Annotated in this window: 14 protein-coding genes and 2 rRNA genes; 10 read left to right on the top strand and 6 right to left on the bottom strand. The window is 41.5% G+C overall.

The genetic code is table 11. The features are described 5' to 3' along the window. The first annotated feature begins 257 nt into the window (after nucleotides 1-257). The 5 genes from PNIG_RS15355 (at nucleotide 258) to PNIG_RS15335 (ending at nucleotide 8,234) form a co-directional block, all read left to right on the top strand. Nucleotides 258-3,146 (top strand): 23S ribosomal RNA (locus PNIG_RS15355). A 145-nt stretch (nucleotides 3,147-3,291) separates the two neighbouring features. Then, nucleotides 3,292-3,406: ribosomal RNA gene (rrf, locus tag PNIG_RS15350) — 5S ribosomal RNA — on the top strand. 560 nt (nucleotides 3,407-3,966) lie between these two features. Further along, the gene (locus PNIG_RS15345) at nucleotides 3,967-4,329 is read left to right on the top strand and encodes a hypothetical protein (RefSeq protein WP_089368834.1); all 363 of its coding nucleotides are present in this window, start codon (nucleotides 3,967-3,969) and stop codon (nucleotides 4,327-4,329) included. After that, nucleotides 4,329-6,665 (top strand): fatty acid cis/trans isomerase, encoded by a 2,337-nt coding sequence (locus PNIG_RS15340; protein ID WP_089368833.1) that lies wholly within the window; start codon nucleotides 4,329-4,331, stop codon nucleotides 6,663-6,665. The genes PNIG_RS15345 and PNIG_RS15340 overlap by 1 nt, the downstream gene beginning before the upstream one ends. Nucleotides 6,666-6,824: 159 nt before the next feature. After that, nucleotides 6,825-8,234, top strand: coding sequence for an ATP-binding cassette domain-containing protein (locus PNIG_RS15335; protein ID WP_089368832.1), 1,410 nt, complete (start codon nucleotides 6,825-6,827; stop codon nucleotides 8,232-8,234). Between the two features lie 47 nt (nucleotides 8,235-8,281). Here the strand turns inward: PNIG_RS15335 and PNIG_RS15330 are convergent, their stop codons facing one another. The 6 genes from PNIG_RS15330 to PNIG_RS15305 all read right to left on the bottom strand — a co-directional run bounded on the left by PNIG_RS15330 (nucleotide 8,282) and on the right by PNIG_RS15305 (nucleotide 15,371). Continuing rightward, complete coding sequence (locus PNIG_RS15330) at nucleotides 8,282-9,160, bottom strand: TraB/GumN family protein (RefSeq protein WP_011329420.1); 879 nt, start codon at nucleotides 9,158-9,160, stop codon at nucleotides 8,282-8,284. A 50-nt stretch (nucleotides 9,161-9,210) separates the two neighbouring features. Beyond that, nucleotides 9,211-10,644 carry a sensor histidine kinase gene (locus tag PNIG_RS15325; RefSeq protein ID WP_011329419.1) on the bottom strand — a complete coding sequence of 478 codons (1,434 nt, stop codon included), beginning with the start codon at nucleotides 10,642-10,644 and terminating at the stop codon, nucleotides 9,211-9,213. Beyond that, entirely contained in the window at nucleotides 10,625-11,299 is a 675-nt protein-coding gene (locus PNIG_RS15320; RefSeq protein ID WP_011329418.1) for a response regulator transcription factor, read from the bottom strand. Before PNIG_RS15320 ends, PNIG_RS15325 begins: the two co-directional genes overlap by 20 nt. A 63-nt stretch (nucleotides 11,300-11,362) precedes the next feature. After that, nucleotides 11,363-13,342, bottom strand: coding sequence for an LTA synthase family protein (locus PNIG_RS15315; protein ID WP_089368831.1), 1,980 nt, complete (start codon nucleotides 13,340-13,342; stop codon nucleotides 11,363-11,365). Next, nucleotides 13,333-13,704: a diacylglycerol kinase gene (locus tag PNIG_RS15310; protein ID WP_086994754.1), complete on the bottom strand. Its 372-nt coding sequence runs from the start codon at nucleotides 13,702-13,704 to the stop codon at nucleotides 13,333-13,335. The genes PNIG_RS15315 and PNIG_RS15310 overlap by 10 nt, the downstream gene beginning before the upstream one ends. Then, the gene (locus PNIG_RS15305) at nucleotides 13,701-15,371 is read right to left on the bottom strand and encodes a phosphoethanolamine transferase (RefSeq protein ID WP_089368830.1); all 1,671 of its coding nucleotides are present in this window, start codon (nucleotides 15,369-15,371) and stop codon (nucleotides 13,701-13,703) included. The genes PNIG_RS15310 and PNIG_RS15305 overlap by 4 nt, the downstream gene beginning before the upstream one ends. Before the next feature lie 540 nt (nucleotides 15,372-15,911). Here PNIG_RS15305 and ilvG point away from each other — a divergent pair. From ilvG to PNIG_RS15280, 5 genes are all read left to right on the top strand, one after another. Then, a complete protein-coding gene (gene ilvG / locus PNIG_RS15300) occupies nucleotides 15,912-17,561 on the top strand; it encodes an acetolactate synthase 2 catalytic subunit (protein WP_086994748.1) in 1,650 nt (549 codons plus the stop codon). Further along, the gene (ilvM, locus tag PNIG_RS15295; protein ID WP_089368829.1) at nucleotides 17,558-17,800 is read left to right on the top strand and encodes an acetolactate synthase 2 small subunit; all 243 of its coding nucleotides are present in this window, start codon (nucleotides 17,558-17,560) and stop codon (nucleotides 17,798-17,800) included. Before ilvG ends, ilvM begins: the two co-directional genes overlap by 4 nt. A 99-nt stretch (nucleotides 17,801-17,899) precedes the next feature. Then, nucleotides 17,900-19,756, top strand: a complete 1,857-nt coding sequence (gene ilvD / locus PNIG_RS15290; RefSeq protein ID WP_086994745.1) for a dihydroxy-acid dehydratase — start codon at nucleotides 17,900-17,902, stop codon at nucleotides 19,754-19,756. A gap of 2 nt (nucleotides 19,757-19,758) precedes the next feature. Continuing rightward, the gene (gene ilvA / locus PNIG_RS15285) at nucleotides 19,759-21,312 is read left to right on the top strand and encodes a threonine ammonia-lyase, biosynthetic (RefSeq protein WP_089368828.1); all 1,554 of its coding nucleotides are present in this window, start codon (nucleotides 19,759-19,761) and stop codon (nucleotides 21,310-21,312) included. 97 nt (nucleotides 21,313-21,409) lie between these two features. After that, nucleotides 21,410-22,438 (top strand): ABC transporter substrate-binding protein, encoded by a 1,029-nt coding sequence (locus PNIG_RS15280; protein WP_089368827.1) that lies wholly within the window; start codon nucleotides 21,410-21,412, stop codon nucleotides 22,436-22,438. The last annotated feature ends 7 nt before the right edge of the window (nucleotides 22,439-22,445 follow it).

Below are 22,445 nucleotides of genomic sequence, written 5' to 3'. Positions count from 1 at the left end.
TTGTTAATTAGTGCTTGTTCTTCGGAATAACTAATTAATATGCTCTTTAAAAATTTGGAAAAGCTGATAATAAAATTCTGATGAATAACATTGTTATTTATCAAGAGTTTTCAAAAGTAAAAAAAGAATGGTAGCAGTACCATTCAGTGCCATTTAATTAACTCTTTGAGTTGATTGATTGGTATCTACTTTAGTATTCAATATTGACTTCTGGCGAAGTTAAACTGTCACACAACAAAGACCCGTTTGGGTTGTATGGTTAAGTGACTAAGCGTACACGGTGGATGCCTTGGCAGTTGGAGGCGATGAAGGACGTATTAACTTGCGATAAGCCTAGTCAAGCTAGTAAAAAGCACTTGAGACTAGGATTTCCGAATGGGGAAACCCACCTGCTTGCAGGTATCGTTAACTGAATACATAGGTTAACGAGGCGAACGCGGAGAACTGAAACATCTAAGTACCCGTAGGAAAAGAAATCAACCGAGATTCCGAAAGTAGCGGCGAGCGAAATCGGAACAGCCCTTAAGCTTATTATGTGTTAATGGAAGGCTGCTGGAAAGCGCCACGATACAGGGTGATAGTCCCGTACATGAAAAGACATTTTAAGTGAAATCGAGTAGGTCGGAGCACGTGAAACTTTGACTGAATATAGGTGGACCATCATCTAAGGCTAAATACTCCCAACTGACCGATAGTGAACCAGTACCGTGAGGGAAAGGCGAAAAGAACCCCTGTGAGGGGAGTGAAATAGAACCTGAAACCGTGTACGTACAAGCAGTAGGAGCCCACTTGTTGGGTGACTGCGTACCTTTTGTATAATGGGTCAGCGACTTATATTTTGTAGCGAGGTTAACCGATTAGGGTAGCCGTAGGGAAACCGAGTCTTAACTGGGCGAATAGTTGCAAGGTATAGACCCGAAACCCGGTGATCTAGCCATGAGCAGGTTGAAGGTTGAGTAACATCAACTGGAGGACCGAACCCACTAACGTTGAAAAGTTAGGGGATGACTTGTGGTTAGGAGTGAAAGGCTAATCAAACCGGGAGATAGCTGGTTCTCCCCGAAATCTATTTAGGTAGAGCCTCGGACGAATACTTACGGGGGTAGAGCACTGTTAAGGCTAGGGGGTCATCCCGACTTACCAACCCTTTGCAAACTCCGAATACCGTAAAGTAATATCCGGGAGACACACGGCGGGTGCTAACGTCCGTCGTGAAGAGGGAAACAACCCAGACCGCCAGCTAAGGTCCCAAAGTCATAGTTAAGTGGGAAACGATGTGGAAAGGCCCAGACAGCCAGGAGGTTGGCTTAGAAGCAGCCATCCTTTAAAGAAAGCGTAATAGCTCACTGGTCGAGTCGGTCTGCGCGGAAGATGTAACGGGGCTAAACTATGCACCGAAGCTGCGGATTCATCTTAGGATGAGTGGTAGGGGAGCGTTCTGTAAGCCGTTGAAGGTGTGCCGGGAGGGATGCTGGAGGTATCAGAAGTGCGAATGCTGACATGAGTAACGATAATGGGAGTGAAAAACTCCCACGCCGGAAGACCAAGGGTTCCTATCCCATGTTAATCAGGGTAGGGTAAGTCGACCCCTAAGGCGAGGCCGAAAGGCGTAGTCGATGGGAAACAGATTAATATTTCTGTACTCGATATAATTGCGATGGGGGGACGGAGCAGGCTAAGCAAGCATGGCGTTGGTAGTCCATGTGAAAGTGAGTAGGGCGTTTGTTTAGGTAAATCCGGACGAACACTAAACCTGAGACACGAGACGAGTCACTACGGTGATGAAGTTGCTGATGCCATACTTCCAGGAAAAGCCTCTAAGCTTCAGATTATATGGAATCGTACCCCAAACCGACACAGGTGGTCAGGTAGAGAATACTAAGGCGCTTGAGAGAACTCGGGTGAAGGAACTAGGCAAAATCGTACCGTAACTTCGGGAGAAGGTACGCTCCTATCTGTGATGAGACTTGCTCTCTAAGCGGACGGGAGCCGCAGTGACCAGGTGGCTGGGACTGTTTATTAAAAACACAGCACTGTGCAAAATCGCAAGATGACGTATACGGTGTGACACCTGCCCGGTGCCGGAAGGTTAATTGATGGGGTTATCCTTAGGGAGAAGCTCTTGATCGAAGCCCCGGTAAACGGCGGCCGTAACTATAACGGTCCTAAGGTAGCGAAATTCCTTGTCGGGTAAGTTCCGACCTGCACGAATGGTGTAACCATGGCCACGCTGTCTCCACCCGAGACTCAGTGAAATTGAAATCGCAGTGAAGATGCTGTGTACCCGCGGCTAGACGGAAAGACCCCGTGAACCTTTACTACAGCTTGGCACTGAACATTGAACCTACATGTGTAGGATAGGTGGGAGACTTTGAAGATGAGACGCTAGTTTTGTTGGAGTCAACCTTGAAATACCACCCTTGTAGTTTTGATGTTCTAACGTTGGCCCCTGAATCGGGGTTACGGACAGTGCCTGGTGGGTAGTTTGACTGGGGCGGTCTCCTCCTAAAGAGTAACGGAGGAGCACGAAGGTTGGCTAAGTACGGTCGGACATCGTACGGTTAGTGTAATGGTAGAAGCCAGCTTAACTGCGAGACAGACACGTCGAGCAGGTACGAAAGTAGGTCATAGTGATCCGGTGGTTCTGAATGGAAGGGCCATCGCTCAACGGATAAAAGGTACTCCGGGGATAACAGGCTGATACCGCCCAAGAGTTCATATCGACGGCGGTGTTTGGCACCTCGATGTCGGCTCATCACATCCTGGGGCTGAAGTCGGTCCCAAGGGTATGGCTGTTCGCCATTTAAAGTGGTACGCGAGCTGGGTTTAGAACGTCGTGAGACAGTTCGGTCCCTATCTGCCGTGGGCGTTTGAGAATTGAGAGGGGTTGCTCCTAGTACGAGAGGACCGGAGTGAACGAACCGCTGGTGTTCGGGTTGTCATGCCAATGGCATTGCCCGGTAGCTACGTTCGGAACTGATAAGCGCTGAAAGCATCTAAGCGCGAAGCAGGCCTCGAGATGATTTCTCACTAGAGCTATAAGCTCTCTGAAGGGCCGTTGGAGACTACAACGTTGATAGGCAAGATGTGGAAGTGCTGTGAGGCATTAAGCTAACTTGTACTAATTACCCGTGAGGCTTAACCATACAACGCCAAACGCGTTTTATGTGACAGTTCAAGCAAGAAGTTAATATGACTAAAGTAGATATTTACGCAAAGACTTAAAAAATATTATCAGATATTTTCCAAATTCAGTTAATTTGTAGAGATACGAATTAACGCCCTAATTTGCTTGGTAACAATAGCGTTTTGGACCCACCTGACCCCATGCCGAACTCAGTAGTGAAACGAAACAGCGCCGATGATAGTGTAGCATTTGCTATGTGAAAGTAGGACATTGCCAGGCTCCAAATTGTAGAAAGCCCGAATTTAACGATTCGGGTTTTTTTACGTCTGCAGGAAAGTGAAATGTGGATGAATAATGTACACAATTCTCCCGCGTAGGTTGGGCGAGCGTAGCGACACCCGACACTCAAATCATAAAAACATCATCACTAGCCAATGAGTTTAGTGCATTTGCACTGTGACTCTCCACCGCTGTGGGCACTACGACATTACCAGGCTCCAAATTATAGAAAGCTCGACTAGAAATAGTCGGGCTTTTTTACGTCTGCAGGAAAGTGAGGTTCGTATAATTAATATACACTCATCCAACACCTAACACGTAGGTCGGGCGAGCAACGCGATACCCGATGATAAAATCATAAAAAAAATCACCACCGGCGAATAAGGTTAAACTTAACTTGTGAGTATGATTGAATTGATAATGTAGTTATTCGTTTTTTATCACTAAATACAGCACATAGGCGTAGTTACTGTTGATAACTTTCGCTAATTTTTGATCTTATTATTTGCTATAATTGTTTTATAAATAGCCTGTATAGCCGTATTGAGAGAATCAGCACAATGGAATTTGAACAAAATAGCACTTTAACCCTTCCTTTATTTCTTTTTGATGACACTTTAAGTGACAGAGATTTAGAGCAACCTGACTTTGAAATTTCATTGCCACTAGATGACGAATTACTGACTCAACTATGTCAAAACCCTAGTGAAGACAGTAGTATAGCAATTAGTGTCGAGAGCTATCAGTTAACAATAGTTAACCCTGAACTGGCAGATATTGCAGAGCAACAGCATGATGCACAATTAACTTTAACCCGCGGGCCATTATTAAGTGCAGTACTGATTACAGCAGATCAACAAACATTTGTTTCTCCACAAATGGATATGATGCCTACGTTTGATTTAGGCGATGAGGACGAATGATGAGAAAAGTCGTAATAAGTACGCTAATACTGATTATTTTAAGTGGCTGTGCGTATTTAGGTAATGCTCATTACAATGATTTATTTGGCCCTGAGCAAACACAAGATCGTATGGTTTTACATAGTACAATTGAGGGGGCTGATTTTTTACAAAATGTAAAGCCAGTGCTTGATACACGCTGTGTAGTTTGCCACGGTTGCTACGATGCGCCATGTCAGCTTAAGCTCTCATCTCCCGAAGGCATTGATAGAGGTTTAAGTAAAGAGCTGGTCTATGATGGTACGCGTTTATTAGCCACTACACCGAGCCGTTTGCTGTTTGATGCAGATAATACCCAGCAATGGCGTGATAAAGGTTTTTCGCCGGTGCTAAATGAGCGCGAGCAAAGCTTAGAAGCAAACTTAGCAGGCAGTGTGTTATTTAATAGCTTAGTGCTAAAGCAAAGCTCTGATATTGCTAACAATGAAGTACTTGATGATGATGATTTTGATTTTTCGTTAAGTCGCTCTCAAACCTGTGCCACTATGGGAGAGTTTGATAGGTTGGCGGATGATCAACCACATGGTGGTATGCCTTATGGTTTGCCAGGTGTATCGCGTGAGGAATTTAAGCACTTACAAAATTGGCTGAAAAACGGTGGTAAAATGGCCAATATTGCACCGCCAACAGCGTTTGAGCTACAACAAATTAAGCGTTGGGAAGCATTTTTAAATCAAGATAGTTTAAAGTATCAGCTTTCTGCGCGTTATATTTACGAGCATTGGTTTTTAGCAAATATCTATTTCACTCCAGAAAACACGCAAACCTTTTTTAAATTAGTGCGCTCAAGTACACCACCCGGTGAAGATATTAAACTCATTAGCACACGTCGTCCTTATGATGATCCTAATGTTGAACGTGTTTACTATCGAATGATGCATGAACGCTCAACTATTTTGTCAAAAACACATTTGCCACTTAAATTAAATGATGCAAAGCTAACGCGTTTATATCAGCAGTTTATAGAGCCTGAATATACGGTAGCGAGCATGCCAAGCTATGAGCCAAAGGCTGCCTCTAATCCTTTTAAAACCTATGAAGTGATTCCAATCGACTCAAAATATCAGTTTATGCTTGATGAAGCTGAGTTAATAATTATGGGCTTTATTAAAGGGCCGGTTTGTCGTGGGCAAATTGCACTTAACGTCATAAATGATCATTTTTGGGTTGCATTTGCTGATCCTAAAAAAGTGGCTACTCCTGCTGTAGGTGAAATGCTGATTCAGCACGAAGATGCGCTTGAGCTACCTGCCGCTGAAGAAAGTAACGCATTAGCGATTAAAAGCTGGATTAAATATTCGGTGCGCGAAAAACGTTACTTAAAAGCTAAAGTTGAGCTGGCTAATGAGCTGTTTAAAAATGGCGATCACTTAACCACTAATTTATTGTGGAAAGGTGATGGTGTTAATAAAAATGCTGCGTTAACTGTATTTCGTCACTCAGACAGTGCCACGGTTGTGAAAGGCTTAATTGGACAAGAGCCTAAAACTATGTGGGTGCTTGATTATGCTTTATTTGAGCGCATTCACTATTTATTGGTTGCTGGATTTGATGTATATGGCAATGTAGGGCACCAACTCGTTACACGTTTATATATGGATTTTTTACGTTTAGAGGGAGAGGGTAACTTTCTTGGCCTATTACCTGAAGATAAACGAGAGCAAATTAAAAGTAGTTGGTATCGTAAGTCACCGCCTAGCTTATCTAAGTTCTTTAAAAGTAACCAAGAGTTTAGCCAACCTAGCGGAATAGTTTATAAAACCGATGATCCGCAACATGAGCTTTATGGCTTAATTAAAGCGGCATTATCGCCCGTACTTAGTGAACATTACGATTACACTAGCGTTTCTGGGCCGTTAGCAAGTATTAATACTATGCCTGTTAAGGCAATTAACTTATTGCCACCTGTATCTTATGTATTGGTTAAGCAAACAGACAATAGCCATAAAGCGTATACCATTATTCATCATAACGCACATTACAATATCTCTAGCTTACTTAACGAAGAAGGTCAGCGAGCTTTTGAAGAAGATACTGTCACTCTAGTTCCTGGTTTTATTGGGGATTATCCAAGTGCTATTTGGTATTTAAATAATCAACAGCAAGTTGCAGCATTTGCAGAGCAGTTACCACTGATGCAAATTGAAGCTGATTATCGTGCGTTAAAATCTAAGTTTGGCATTCGCCGTACTCATCCACAATTTTGGCAGTATAGCGACATTTTACATCGGGCTGCTAAGCAGTATCGTGGTGTTGAATACGGTATGTTTGACTATAATCGCTTAGAAAACCGCTAGTTTTAATGAACTAAACGCAAGCCCAGCACTAAGTTGCTGGGCTTTTTATTGCTTGCTGTTTATTACTTGAAATAATTTACAGTGCAGGAAATAGCGGTTGCTTCGAAGTTTAACTTTGCGGTAATTTAAATTAAGTAGAATAAATAATAAGAGTAAACAGTGCAGTCAATTCAGCTTCAAGCATTTAGTGGCTATTTACAAGGTCAAGGGCAAAGTCGTTACCATATTAATGACCTAAGTTGGCAGGTTAACCAAGGCGAGCATTGGTTGTTACTTGGCGCTAATGGTGCCGGCAAGTCAGCTATTACTGCTGCGTTAGCTGGCGAAGCTAAGCACAGTAGTGGTAAGCGCCGTTGCAGTATAGATGCTGTGCAATTGGTTTCATCTGATGCGCAAAAACAGCTTATTAATAAAGAACTAAAAAATGACAAACAAAGCTCAGTGAAAGAGCTGTTATTGGGTACAGCCAATTATGATATCGATTTGGCGCAGCGTTTAATTAACATATTAGACTTTGAGAAATTACTAGCTCGTCATTTTAGAGAGCTTTCAACCGGTGAAACTCGAAAGTTATTATTAATTAAAGCGCTGAGTTCGCGGCCTAATTTAGTGGTGCTTGATGAACCCTTTGACGGGCTTGATGTAGAGTCGAGTACTGCGCTTAATGTCATTTTGGCGCAATTAAGTGAATATATTAGTTTTGTGTTTGTAGTGAATCGTGTAGACGAAATCCCTGCTTTTATTACTCATTATGGTTATGTAAATCAAGGGTGTTTACAGTCTATTTTAGCGCATCCAAATGCAGAGCAAGTAGCCGATTTACTCAAGTTACTGCACTTAGAGCACAGCCAACTGAATATTCCAGAGCGAGATAGCGCGCAAGTTCAAGGGGTGTTTACGGGCAATACCTTGGTAAAGCTAAGCCAAGCAAGTGTAAGTTATAGTGGTTTGAGTATTTTTACAGGGCTTGATTGGACTATTAATAAACATCAGCATTGGCAGTTAAGTGGTAAAAATGGCTCAGGTAAAACCTGCTTATTAAATTTAATTACTGGCGATAATCCGCAGTGTTATAACAACAATATTGAAGTGTTTGGCTTTAAGCGTGGCACGGGGGAGAGTATTTGGGATATAAAGCAACATATTGGCTTTATATCGAATGCGCTACACATGGATTATAGGGTGAGTATTTCGGCATTAAATACTATTGTTTCTGGCTTTTACGACAGTATAGGTTTGTATCAAACCCCAAGTGATGCACAAATTAATATTGCCAAACAATGGCTCGCGCTAATAGGTTTGGAGGAGCAATATAATACCTCGTTTACTCAGTTATCGTATGGCGATCAGCGATTGTTACTTATTGCCCGCGCTATGGTTAAGCACCCAACCTTGCTTATTTTAGACGAGCCCTGTTTAGGGTTAGATGAGGCAAACCGACAGCGAGTGCTATTATTGATTGAAAAAATATGCGCCGCAGGCAGCAGCACGGTAATTTATGTAAATCATCATGCGGCAGATAAAATTAACGGTATAGAGAATTACTTAAAAATGGAAGATTTTAATTAAAACTGAGAGAAAGGTTGAATGAAAAATCACTCAACCTATTTTTTATTTTAAAGACGAGTAACGTTAAAACCTTTATCTTTTAATTGTTTAAGTAAGCCGTGTTGTTCAGGTAAGTGCAGTGCGCCGACGGCAATAAATAGTTGCTCGTTTACTAAACGTGGTGTTAGTTGTTTAATCCAGTTGTTGTTGCGGTTAATGAGCATTACTTGCTCACTAATTTCACCGTAATTACTATCATCAAAACTAGTATTGTAATAATTGGTTAGAGTTTGCATATCGCCATTTTTCCAGGCATCAACTAGCTTAATAAAGTAGGTATTAATGTCGGCAAGCTGCTCAAAGGTTTCTGCAATCATTTCATTACTTAATAATTCCATACCATCAAACATTTGTAGTTGTTGTTCAAGAGTCTCCAGCTCCCCTACTTTAATATCTTTATTTTTGGCGTAAGCGAGTACTTGCTTATCAATACCTGTTTTATCTGAATAACCGGCATTTTGAAACTCAATTTGCATCATAGTTACCATTACCGCCCATGGCTTTAAGCCATTAAACATAGCCACATCAATCGACTTTTTGGCAAAATAATCTTTAAGTTTATTGTAATTTTCTGCAGAGAGCTCAGTTTGCAATGTTTTACCGTTTTTTAGTAGCATGAATGGCATAGAGCGCTGCTGCATTTGCAGTGGCGTTAGTTTGTTTATATCTACCTCTACAATAACTTGAGAGCTTGCATCAATTGCATCAGTTACATTTTTAGGCAAGCCTTGCATGCTGGCGTCGCCTACGTGCACAGTGCCAAATAAATAGGAATTAACTCCGTTTTTTTCTATTTTGTATAACGCAGGAGCAGCATAGCTGTTAAGGCTAAATGTTATAAGTAACGCCACAATAAAAAAGTGGCTAATACGAGTAAGAGCATTCATGGTTTGTCCTTAAAATCTCAAAAATTAGTAGTGTAAATACTAACCTAAATTTACCCGGAGGGCAGCGTTAATATAAACGTTAGCGTATTGTTTTCGGTATTACTAGCCGTAATAGTAAAGCCATTTAAGTTACATAAGCTCTGCACAATAGATAACCCTAAACCGTGACGGTGGTTATTAGTTCTAGATGAATCTAGCTGATAAAGCGGGTCGAAAATAGCTTGTAATTGTTGTTCGCTCAATACTGTAGCCACTTTATTACTTAATGAAATGATAGTGGATTTTGGGTTACTTACGGCACTTAATTCGATGTTGTGCTGCGTTAAACCATAAAATAACGCGTTATCTATTAAATTACATAAAATAGTATTAAGGCTAAACTCGTCAGCAATAATGGTTACATTATTTGCAATAGTATTATTTATACGGGTGGCAATATTAGGGTGTTTAAAGGTTAGCTCATTAATTGTTTGTTTGAGCAAATTATTTAAAACGATAGTTTGCGCGTTTAATTCTATGCTGCTAGTTGAGCGCTGCAATAAGAGCAGGTTGTTTACAATGGTTTTCATACGCTCAGAAATACTGAGTACGTCACTGGTATAGGTATCGCTAATACGCTTGTCATCTGGGTATTTAAGTGCGACCTCGGATAAGCTTATTAGCTCTGCAATGGGAGTTTTAAGCTCGTGCGCTATATCGCTGGTAAGGCGTTTTTCATTACTATAAAGCTGCTGATTAGTAGTAATGAATTTATTGAGTTCATTGCGTATAGGCTCTATTTCTTCTACTTTAAAGTCGCTTTCTATAGTTTGTGCCACGGTTGTAATATCGAGAAGTTTTATTTGCTCGTTCAGGTTGTGTAGCGGAAATAGCCCTTTATTTACAATGCGTGTAACCAAGTAGCGCACGCCAAATACACCAATCACACAGGTGAGAATAAACACCACATCAATAATGATCAGTACTTTATTAAGCTCGGCCGTTGGGGCTGCTATTGCCAGGGTCATACTGTTAATAGTAGCTGATGCGTTGGTGTTTCTAATATCTTTTTTAGCAACAAAGTGGCTTATAAGTACTCGGCCGCTTTGTCCGTTAGGTAAGTCGTAATCAATTATTTTAGATTCGTTTATAGGTAGTTCTAAAAAAGGCAGTTGAGTGTTTTTATACAGTTGTAACGATTGAGAGCGCTCAAACACCTCGCTGCCATGCCATAATTGGTAAAACTCACTGGCGTCGGCTTGTTCGTATTCCGACATAAATTTACCCGAAAATTCAAACTCAACTTTACCGTTGTCATCCTCTACTAAGGTTTTTAAGTAGTTAGCTTTATTAGTGAGGGATTGATTAAACTGCTCCTCTACCCAAGAATCGACACTTAAATCAACAGTTAAAAATATAGTGAATAATATAACGGAGATCACCGCGCTAATATTATTAACGAGTTTACGTTTTATTGAGTGACTTTTACTTTGTTGTTGCGACATAACCAAACCCACGTTTATTTTTTATAGGGAGTTCGCCATCAAACTGTCTTACTTTTTTACGTATGGTTGATATATGTGCTTCAAGCGCATTTTTAGAGAGCATATCGAACTGACCGACCACCGCTTCACTTATAAGCTCCAGCCCTAATACTCGCTCGGGGGCATTAAATAAGCACTCTATTATTTTGTATTCATTACGAGTGAGTTCAATGGCATGTTGCTGGTAATGAAGTGTTTTTAGCGAAAGATCTAATACACAGTCACCTACGGTAAGCGTATTTTGTTGGTTTTGCAGTGAACCACGGCGAAGTAGCGCAAGCACGCGAGCGTGAAGTTCTTCAAACGAAAACGGCTTAGTTAAATAATCGTCAGCCCCTTTCATAAGGCCATTTATTTTATCTTGCGGCTCACTACGAGCAGATAAAATAAGTACACGGCTTTGGTTATTACTGCTGCGCAATGCTTGCAAAATACTCATGCCATCTACACTGGGTAGCATTAAATCAAGTAATATTAGGTCGTAGTTTCCACTAAGTGCCATGCTTAATCCTTCTGAGCCGTCACCGGTTTCATCTACGGTAAAACCAAGGTTGCCAAGGCCTACTTGCAGGCTGCGCCTTAGTGCTTCTGAGTCTTCAATAACGAGGATGTTCATCTTTGCTCGATTTGTAAAAATAGCCTTGTTACTTTAACAAGGCTTTATTATCAAGTCACTTTGTTAATGATACCAACCATTTGTATAAGCTAAGTTACCTAGGTTGGCATGGGCTAGGGCTTTTTTAATCAGTTGCTCATCGTTTTTACATGGCACAAGCTGATTATTACTATACGTATAGGTGGTTGCTGGTTTTTGCGGTTGTAGCACCACCACTTTATTGTCGTGCATATAGGCAAAGTTTTTGTCGTATTGCATCATTGCGCGTTGTTTGTTGTCGCTAATAGGTTTTGATAAATCATGGCCTATCATAGGGTGTTTGCCACTTACGCCAATTAAAGATAGTAAAGTAACGGGAATATCGAGTTGGCTGGCTAGTTGATTATCGCGTTTATGGGCAATGTCTTTACCAAAAATAACCGCTGGAATTCTAAAGTGATCAATTGGCACCAAGCTAGCACCTGATACACGCGAGTCGTGATCGGCTATTACAATAAATACCGTATCGTCCCAGTAGCTCGACTTTTTAGCTTTTTCAATAAATGTACCTAGCGCGTAGTCAGCGTATTTTGCCGCATTATTGCGGGTTTGTTTTTGTTTGTCGTACAGGGTTATTTTATCGTCAGGAAATTCATACGGGCTATGGTTGGAGCTGGAAAATATAAGACTTAAAAATGGTTTATTTTGTTTTTTAAGTTTAGTGAGTTCGATATCAGCTTGGTCGTATAAGTCTTCGTCTGATGCGCCCCACGAGCCATTAAAGTCTATTTTATTAAAGTTATTTGTATCTACAATATCTTTAAAGCCATTACCTAAAAAGAAGCTTCGCATGTTATCAAAGTGGCTTTCGCCGCCATAAATAAATTGGGTGTTATAATTTTGCTTCGCTAAAAAGTCAGCGATAGTAAAAAAGTCACGTTGTGATTTATCAAGCTTAACAACTGCACGCGAAGGTGTAGGCGTAAAGCCTGTAATTATCGCTTCAATACCACGCACCGAGCGCGTGCCAGTGGCATATAAATTATCAAACCCCCAACCTTGTTGATAAAGGGCGTCAATATTAGGCGTTAGCGGTAAACCGCCAAGTGTGCCTACATAGCGTGCCCCTAAGCTTTCTTGTAAAATAATGACTAGGTTTTTTGGTTTAGTGTTATTCGTTGCGGTATGAAAGGTGTTTGTTGGCGCACTTTTATCAGTAAATGTGGCTTGGCTATCTTGCATATTATTGCGCACTATACTGAGCAGTTCATCTGCTGGCATTTTTCCGTAATAATCTTGGCTAGATTGCTCATTAGAGAGCTGCTTTACCGCAAATGCTACGCTATAAAGTGAGTTAAGGGTTAAGTCGTTAAGTAAGTGATCGGTCGAAAACGATACCATGGCTGGGTTAAGTGGTCTGTGCCCTAATGAATTACGCGCGCCTAAAATAGTTAAGCACACTAAAACTAACGCCAAAATTGATTGATTTAACCTTGTTAGTGACGACTTACTTTGCCATTGATGGCTAAATACTTTACCTGCAAATTTGCAGCTTAAAATAAGTGCTATAACAGCAATAAGTATTTCTAATTTATAGCCCGAAAGAATCATTTTAGAGACTTCTTTAGGGTAAATTAAATACTCTATAAATAAGCGGTTTGGGCGTAAATCATACTCGTTTATAAATGTAGGGGTAATCACTTCAAAAAAAACGAGTAAAGCAGACATACCCACTAAGTAAATTTTAATTAGGCTGCGTATTTTATTTTGCCAACCTACGCTCTGCATCAGTAAAGTAAGTAGCAATACGGGCATAATAATGTAGCTTAAAGTGGCTATATCAACTCTTAAACCACCTACAAATATAGAAAACCACGCATGCGATCCAAATACACGCTCCCCTTGCCATACACTTAAACCAAAGCGAGCAAGTGTTAAAAAGCCAAGGGCTAAAACAGCAAATACAACAAAAATCCATACCGGGCCAAGTGCATTTTTCACCTGAGGTATTACTTTAACTATTAGCCCCGTTATTTTAGGTATAAAATTTAGCTTTAAGCCCATAATACAGCCCACCAAATAAGTGCGGCAATTAACATGGCTATAAACACACTGGCAGAGGCTATATCTTTAGCGAGACCCGAAAGCTCATGGTGTTCGCTGCCAATCCTATCAACTACAACCTCAACTGCCGTATTTACTAGTTCAGCAAACAATACAAAAAGCAGGCTGGCTATAAGTAGTAATTTATCGCTTAGTGCAATTTCTTGCAGATATACAAACACACCAAGTAACGAAAACAGTGCTAACTCTTGTTGAAACGCCGCTTCAAATCGACTCATCCATTTTAAGCCGTTAAAAGAATGGTTTAAGGTAAAAATAAGGCGCATTAAGCCTTGGCGTTTTATAACGGTTTTATTGCTCATAGTTGTATTTCGCTTGGTGTTGTTTGGCAGCTCGCAAGTAGATCAAGCGATGCCTGATACGTTTTGCTGTTAATGCCAATTAAATTTAAAAGGGTGTGGAAAATATTGTTGTGTGAGCGTGCAGCATTGGTGTCTAAATTAGCTAAGCAGGTATTGGTAATGCGCTGATTATGCTCATCAGCCCACATATAAAGTGGTACGTGGGTTTGTGTGCTAGACGCAAAGCTATACGGAAAGCCATGTAAATAAGCACCGCCCTCGCCAAGAGATTCACCATGATCTGACACATATAAAAATTGCTTATCTATATTGTTTGGCAGCGTTTTTAATTGCTCAATTACTTGGGCGTTAACAAAGTCGCTGTACGCAATGGTGTTGTCGTAGGTATTAACTAATTCATCAAATGAGCAATTTTGAATATCGCTTCTGTCGCAGGTTGGGGTAAATTGTTTAAATTGTTCAGGGTAGCGTTTAAAGTAAGTTGGCCCGTGCGAGCCCATCATATGCAGTACGATAACGGTGTTAGCTTGGGTTAAATTAGCCAGTTTGTGTTTAAGTGGAGCTAATAGCGCTTCATCAAAACAGTACTTACCATCACATAAAGTAGATTTTGTTGTAGGTATGTCGATAGTAACTACTCGCGTACATACGTCTTTACAGCCGCTGTTGTTATCAACCCAGAGTACATCACTGCCTGCGTGCTGGGCCAAATCAATCAAGTTTTGCTGGCTGTCGGCTTCGAGTCGATCAAAGTTTGTTTGTGTTTGCAACGAAAACATACAAGGTACAGATACCGCTGTAGCCGTGCCGCAAGACGCCACATTATTAAAGTAAGTAACGCCGTGTTTTTGGGTATAAAAATTGGTGTTACGTTTATAACCTTGATAAGCAAAGTTTTCTGCTCGTGCAGTTTCACCAACCACTATTACGGTTACGCTACTGGTATTAGGCGCAATTAGGGTAGGTGCAGCATCTATATTTTTAAATTCCATATTGGTATTCAGCAGCTGATCGCGCATATATTTATAGCCGCTAGAGAGATACTGAAATGGAATAATTTCTTTTTTCAAAATGCGGTTATTGCGGCCCGTTGCAGCATAGTCGGCATAAAAGTTTGTAACCACCAATACTATAAGCGCCAAACACGCTACAACTAGCTTTACGCGGCTAAGTACTTCTTGGTGAGGGCGGGTAAAGTGTATTTTTATTTTGCTTAAAACAAAAACAGGCAGGGCAGAAAACAGCAGTAAAAAGCCAATAAGCTGCGGATTTAAATAGCTTAATGCTTCGCTTGAATCAGTTTCGAAGGTGTTTTGGATCATAGAATAATCAAACACCACGCCATAATTTAAGGTGCCGTAAAGTACTGCACTGGAAATAACCAATAAAAAGTAATTAAGTGGCTTTAATAACCACCGAACCGACACTATCGAAAAAAATATAATTAGCAGGCAGAGTAGTAATAGCGGTACTGAAAATAAAAATAGCCAAGAAAAAGAAGCTAAAGAAGTAATGGCGCTAAAAGAGCCATGAATGAATGGAATATTTATAACCAAGCAATAGTAGCAGGCAATCATTACTACAAAAGCGTTGGCGCTACAGTGAATGTAAAACCGTTTACCACGATTAAGTTTTTGCTGTGTAGATATAGGACTAAGTGAATGCATATTTAGGCTCGTTTAAAACAACAACGCCATGTTATGCAACAACACTTAAGAACTGCTTAAGAGAAGCTACGCATTTCCTGAGGGGGTAAAATAAATTTATTCCCAGAGTATTATTAAAAATTAATCAAACCATAAAAAGGGCATATTAGAATAGGGAATTTATAGCGCTTAACTATTCACATAAAAAAACCATAGCAGGTAATTATAGTGAATATTAAAACCACTTAAATTGCTTATTTGTCTTTTATTTGAATTGAATTTGATGTTGACTTAAAGGGCTCAGCACGGTATTAATATAAAAAGAGAGCAAAGGAATAACCTTTGCGATAATTTAACAACATTTGGTATTAATTACATGCTTGCAAACGCACTAAACCTAGTCCTGATTATTATCGTGGTGATTATTCCCGCGAGGGCTTCGTAGTGCTTTAAAAAACTTAAGCATTTAAAAGCCCTCCGCACTTAACCGTTCGGGGGGCTTTTTGGTTTTAGCGGCAAAATATGTGATTGAATTGTCACTGAGGAATGAGGGTTTTATTAATGACAGGCGCAGAATTAACAATAGATTTATTAGCCAAACACGGCGTAAAAGAAGTATTTGGCTACCCAGGCGGAGCTATTATGCCAATTTACGATGCCTTGTATGGCGCGCCAGTCAAGCACTACCTTACTCGGCATGAGCAAGGTGCAGGCTTTGCGGCAGTAGGTTTTGCTCGTAGTACGGGTAAATTAGGAGTGTGTTTTGCAACGTCAGGCCCTGGTGCCACTAACTTAATTACTGCTCTTGCCGATGCGATGATGGACTCAGTGCCATTATTAGCAATTACCGGGCAAGTGCCTACCGCAGCGATTGGTTCAGATGCCTTTCAGGAGATAGATGTGTTAGGTATGTCGCTGTCGTGTACTAAGCACAGTTACATGGTAGAGCGAGCCGAAGATTTAGCCGAAATATTGCAAGAGGCCATGCACTTAGCGCAAAGCGGTCGCCCAGGGCCCGTACTCGTAGATATCCCAAAAGACATTCAAATGGCGCAAGTGCCATTTCAGCCTTGGCTAGCAGCAGACGAGTACTTACCAGAACTTGATTTAAAGCAAGTTGCTATTGCTAATCAACTGCTTAGTGAAGCTAAACAGCCGGTTGCTTATGTAGGTGGTGGAGTGCAATCAGCGGATGCACAAGCCCAGTTGATGCAGTTTTTAAATAAAACCCACATGCCAGCGGTTGCCACACTTAAAGCGCTGGGCAGTGTGTTACCCGATTACGAGTATTACTTAGGTATGCTAGGTATGCACGGCGGCCAAGCTGCTAACTTAGCGGTGCAAGAATGCGATGTACTAGTGTGTATTGGGGCGCGGTTTGATGACCGTGTTACCGGCAACTTAGCAAAGTTTGCTGCAAACGCTAAAGTAATTCATTTAGACATAGACGCCGCAGAAGTCGGTAAGCGTAAACCAGCAAAAGCTTCTTTAATTGCTGACTTAAAAACGTCCTTACCTGCATTAGAGTGTTTTGTAACTCCGCAAGCATGGTGCGATTATAACAAGGCAATGATGGTTAAATATGCATGGCGTTACGACTATCCGGGCGACAAGGTATTTGCACCCTATTTACTTAATCAACTTAGCCAACGTATGCCTAAAACGGGTGTCGTGTGCTGCGATGTAGGTCAGCACCAAATGTGGGTGGCCCAGCATATGAAATTTAATCATCCCAGTAATCACTTAAGTAGTGGTGGTGCAGGCACTATGGGCTTTGGTTTACCTGCGGCAATTGGTGCACAAGTAGCGCGCCCCGATGACTTTGTTATTACGGTATCTGGTGATGGCTCTATCATGATGAACATTCAAGAGTTGGCAACAATTCGTCGTAATAATTTACCAGTAAAAATACTTATTTTAGATAACCAACGCTTAGGTATGGTACGTCAATGGCAGGAGCTGTTTTTTGAAGAGCGCTACTCAGAAACAGACCTTTCAGATAATCCAGACTTTGTGCAGCTAGCAGCGGTATTTGGTATACCAGGGCAAACCATAACCCATGCTAATCAAGTTGACGATGCAATAACTGCACTGGTTAATAGTAAAGGTCCATACATAGTACATGCCTGCATTGATAATAAAGAAAATGTATGGCCGCTAGTACCACCAGGTGCAGCTAACGATGAAATGATGACGGGGAAAGCACAATGAAACATAGTTTAACAATCGCCTTAAAAAATCAAAGTGTTGCTGTAGAGCGTTTTTTACGCGTAGTACGTCATCGTGGTTTTGACTTAACCCATTTTCAACTCAATATAGACGATGGCCAATACCATGTAACCATGACGGTAGACAGCGATAAGCCAATTCACTTATTAACCAGCCAGCTAAATAAGCTGGTGGACGTAAAAGCCGTTACTTTACAAAATTTACAGCAACAAGTGGTTTAAGTGTGCGCGCAGTAAACAATTACAGAGTGGGTTAATAAACTTACTCAATAACTAAGAATGAGGAATGCTTGCTTATAAAGCAGCAAAACAGAGGTAACCATGGCAAAATTAAGAAGTGCAACAACAACCGAAGGTCGAAAACGTGCAGGTGCTCGTGCATTATGGCGTGCAACAGGAATGACAGATAGCGATTTCGGAAAGCCGATTATTGCGGTTGTAAACTCATTTACACAATTTGTACCTGGGCATGTGCACCTTAATCAGCTGAGCGAACTGATGGCTGAAACCATTACCCAAGCGGGTGGCGTGCCAAAAGAATTTAACACCATAGCTATAGATGATGGTATTGCTATGGGTCATGGTGGCATGTTGTATTCACTGCCATCACGCGACCTAATTGCCGACTCGGTTGAGTACATGGTTAATGGCCACTGCGCCGATGCGATGATTTGTATTTCAAACTGCGACAAAATTACCCCAGGAATGATGCTTGCAGCGTTGCGTTTAAATATTCCGGTTATATTTGTATCGGGTGGTCCGATGGAAGCCGGTAAAACTAAACTTGCTAATATCGATATTAAACTCGATTTGGTAGACGCCATGGTTAAAGGTGCAGATGAGTCGGTAAGTGATGCAGATTCAGAGCAAGTGGAGCGCTCAGCATGTCCTACATGTGGTTCGTGTTCAGGCATGTTTACTGCCAATTCTATGAACTGTTTACTTGAAGCCATTGGTTTAGCACTACCGGGTAACGGTACTACGCTAGCAACGCATAAAGACCGTAAACAATTATATGTTGAAGCGGGCGCACGCATTGTTGATTTGTGCCGCGAGTATTACCAAAAAGATAACCAAGAAGTATTGCCACGCGCGATTGCTAACAAAACAGCCTTTATGAACGCCATGGTAGTAGATATAGCCATGGGCGGCTCGTCAAATACGGTATTACATTTACTTGCTGCGGCGCAAGAGGCAGGTGTTGATTTTGATATGTCGCACATTGATGCACTATCTCGTAAAACGCCCTTTTTATGTAAAGTAGCACCCGCTACGCCAGAATATCATATTGAAGATGTACACCGCGCTGGTGGCATGATGGCAATTGTACGTGAGTTGGGTAAAGCAGGCTTAGTTGATATGTCGGTAAATCATGTCGCTGGGTCAACAATGGCTGAGCTAGTTAAAAAGTGGGATGCAACAGACCCAACTAACGAAGCTGCTCGCAAATTTTATCGTGCAGGCCCTGCGGGTATTCGCACTACTAAAGCAATGAGCCAAGAATGCCGTTGGGATGAGGGCGATAACGACCGCGAACATGGTTGTATTCGTAGTGTTGAACACGCTTTTCGTCAAGATGGTGGTTTAGCCGTACTGTCGGGCAATTTAGCGGTTGATGGCTGTGTTGTAAAGAGCGCGGGTGTAGTTGATGACATGCTACATTTTGAAGGTACTGCCGTGGTGTATGAGTCGCAAGATGATTCGGTAGAAGGTATTTTAAACGACGAAGTAAAAGCCGGCGATGTAGTGGTTATTCGTTATGAAGGGCCAAAAGGCGGGCCTGGAATGCAAGAAATGCTTTATCCAACCAGTTACTTAAAGTCAAAAGGCTTAGCAGAAAAATGTGCCTTGATCACTGATGGTCGTTTTTCTGGCGGCACATCAGGCTTATCAATTGGCCATGTATCACCAGAAGCGGCTAGTGGTGGTGCGATTGCCTACGTTGAAAACGGCGATAAAATAATTATTGATATTGCTACTCGCGAAATTACTTTAGCGCTTAGCGATGCAGAGCTCGAAGCTCGTAAACAAAAACAGCTAGCGCGTGGCAAGCAGGCTTATAAACCGCTTGATCGTCAGCGTTATGTATCATCTGCGCTTAAAGCATATGCGCTACTTGCTACCAGTGCCGATAAAGGTGCAGTGCGCGATTTAGCCAAACTAGAGGAGCTTAGTTAATTATGGTTTCTCAAGAACTCGATTATTTTCGTGCAATTATTCAAGCAAACATGGAGCCGCTGGCTAAAGTAACTGAGGTTAGCAAAATGGCCGAACTCAGTACTAAGCTGGGCAACCATGTGTGGCTAAAACGCGAAGACCAGCAGCCGGTGTACTCATTTAAATTACGTGGTGCATTTAATAAACTTAACAAGCTGCCTAAAGGCTCAGTAGTGATTACTGCATCTGCGGGAAATCATGCTCAAGGTGTGGCGCTGAGTGCCTCACATTTAGGGCATCAGGCAACTATAGTTATGCCAGTAACTACCCCAGAAATAAAAGTAAGTGCAGTGCGTGCACTTGGTGGTGAAGTAGTATTACATGGTCATCACTTTGATGCCGCTAAAGCCCATGCGCTAGAACTTACAGAGCAACTCAACGGTATATTTGTACCGCCATTTGACGACCCAGACGTAATTGTAGGGCAAGGCACAGTAGCCCGTGAGCTAATGCAGCAGTTAAACGAGCTTGATGCGGTATTTATTCCCGTTGGCGGCGGCGGTTTGCTTGCTGGTATGGCGGTATATATAAAATCACTGCGCCCTGATATTAAAGTAATAGGGGTAGAAGCCGATGAAAGTGCCTGCTTACAAGCCGCACTAAAAGCGGGTAAGCCAGTAGAGCTTGATAGAGTTGGTAGTTTTGCCGATGGTGTGGCGGTTAAAATTATTGGCACTGAAACGTTTAGATTAGCGCAAAAGTTTTGCGACGACGTAGTTACCGTAAGCAGCGATGAGATATGCGCCGCCATGCAAGATATTTTTGTATCTACGCGTGCCATTGCCGAGCCTTCAGGCGCGCTTGCCACTGCCGGGCTGAAAAAGTGGAGTCAGCAATCGGGGTTAAAAGGGCTGCATTTAGCTGCCGTGCTTTCAGGAGCTAATTTAAATTTTGATCGCTTACGTTATGTAGCAGAGCGCACCGCACTTGGCGAAAAAAACGAAGCGCTATTAGCCGTTACCATTAATGAAGAAAAAGGCAGTTTTAAACAATTTTGTGCCTCGTTAGGTGGGCGCGCTATTACCGAGTTTAATTATCGTTATGCAGGGCCCGGCGATGCGCAAATATTTGTAGGTATTGCGCTACGTCAAGGGTTACAAGAGCTAGAAGAGTTAAAGCGAGATCTAACCAATAACAATTATCAATTTTGCGACCTATCGGATAACGAACTCGCTAAGTTACATGTGCGTTATATGGTTGGAGGTAAAGCACCTGAGCAATTACATGAACGTTTATTACAGTTTGAGTTTCCTGAATACCCGGGCGCATTAGCACGCTTTTTAGATACCTTAGGCAGTAATTGGAATATTACTTTATTTCATTATCGTAATCATGGTGGCTCTACGGGGAATGTATTAGCAGGTTTTGCAATTGAACCAAGCCAATTTGATGTGTTTAATGAGCACTTAAATCGCTTAGGCTATAACGTACAAGATGAAACAAATAACCCGTGTTTTACCCAGTTTTTAACCTCGCAGCCTCAGGGCAAAAACGTCGATAAACTCGCTTCGGCATAACCCTCTTTATTAACAAGCACCTCGTTGAGGTGCTTGCTTTATCATGTTTTTTACATATTATTATCAATAAATAATAATATGCTTTGAGGGGAACTCGTTGCTAATTAAAGGACTAATCATTGTTTTAGGGCTTTTTTGTTGCCAGCTACAGGCGCAAGAACCGGTTACATTGCAATTAAAATGGACTCATCAATTTCAATTTGCCGGCTATTATATGGCCAAGCATAAAGGCTTTTATAAAGAGGTCGGGCTGGATGTAAATATACTCCCTGCCAAGTTAAGTATGCCCGACAGTTTTGATGCAGTAGCACAAGGTGAGGTGCAGTTTGGCATTGGTCATTCTGGTGTTTTACAGCAACGCATTGCCGGTAAACCTTTAGTGGCAATGGCTGCTATATTGCAGTTTTCCCCTTATTGCTGGATGGTTAAAGACAGCTCTGATATTTTTCATGCACGAGACTTTATTACTAAACGAGTCACTACCAGCGGTAAAAGAGAGAATACTGAGTTATTAATTATGCTCCAGCGCAGTGGCATTAATACCGACCGCTTAGCCCATTATGAAGGTGATAATCCGACCCGCGCATGGATTGACAATAAAGTAGATGCAATGCAAGTGTATGTAACCGACCTACCTTATTACATGGCGCAACAAGGAATTGCTCACAGACTTATTTGTCCGCAAAGGTACGGTATGGATCTGTATGCCGATATTTTGTTTACTAGCCAAAGTATGCTTAAAAACCACCCGCAAACAGTAGAAAGCTTTTATCAGGCAAGTCTTAAAGGTTGGCGTTATGCAATGATGAATATGGATGAAGCGATAGCAGTAACTCAGCAATATGCACCGCATAAAAGCCCCCATCAGCTAGCTTATGAAGCCGAGGTATTAAAAGGCTATGTTACAGTACCCAGTACTCACCTAGGTAATATGTCGATGGCAAAGTGGCGCTTAATAGCTGATTTATATGGTGTTGAACAAAGTGATTTTGACAAAGTAAAAGCTAGTTTTATATATAAGTATCAGGAGCCCGAAAGATTACAGCTTTCATGGATGTTACTGGCAGCAATTATTATCAGCATTATTTCTATCCCGCTGTATTTACGTTTAATCTTCAAAAAATAACCACTTA

Source organism: Pseudoalteromonas nigrifaciens, assembly GCF_002221505.1.
In the GTDB taxonomy this organism is placed as follows: domain Bacteria; phylum Pseudomonadota; class Gammaproteobacteria; order Enterobacterales; family Alteromonadaceae; genus Pseudoalteromonas; species Pseudoalteromonas nigrifaciens.
Note: the sequence above shows the minus strand (reverse complement) of the source record. Positions and strands in the feature narration are given on the sequence as shown.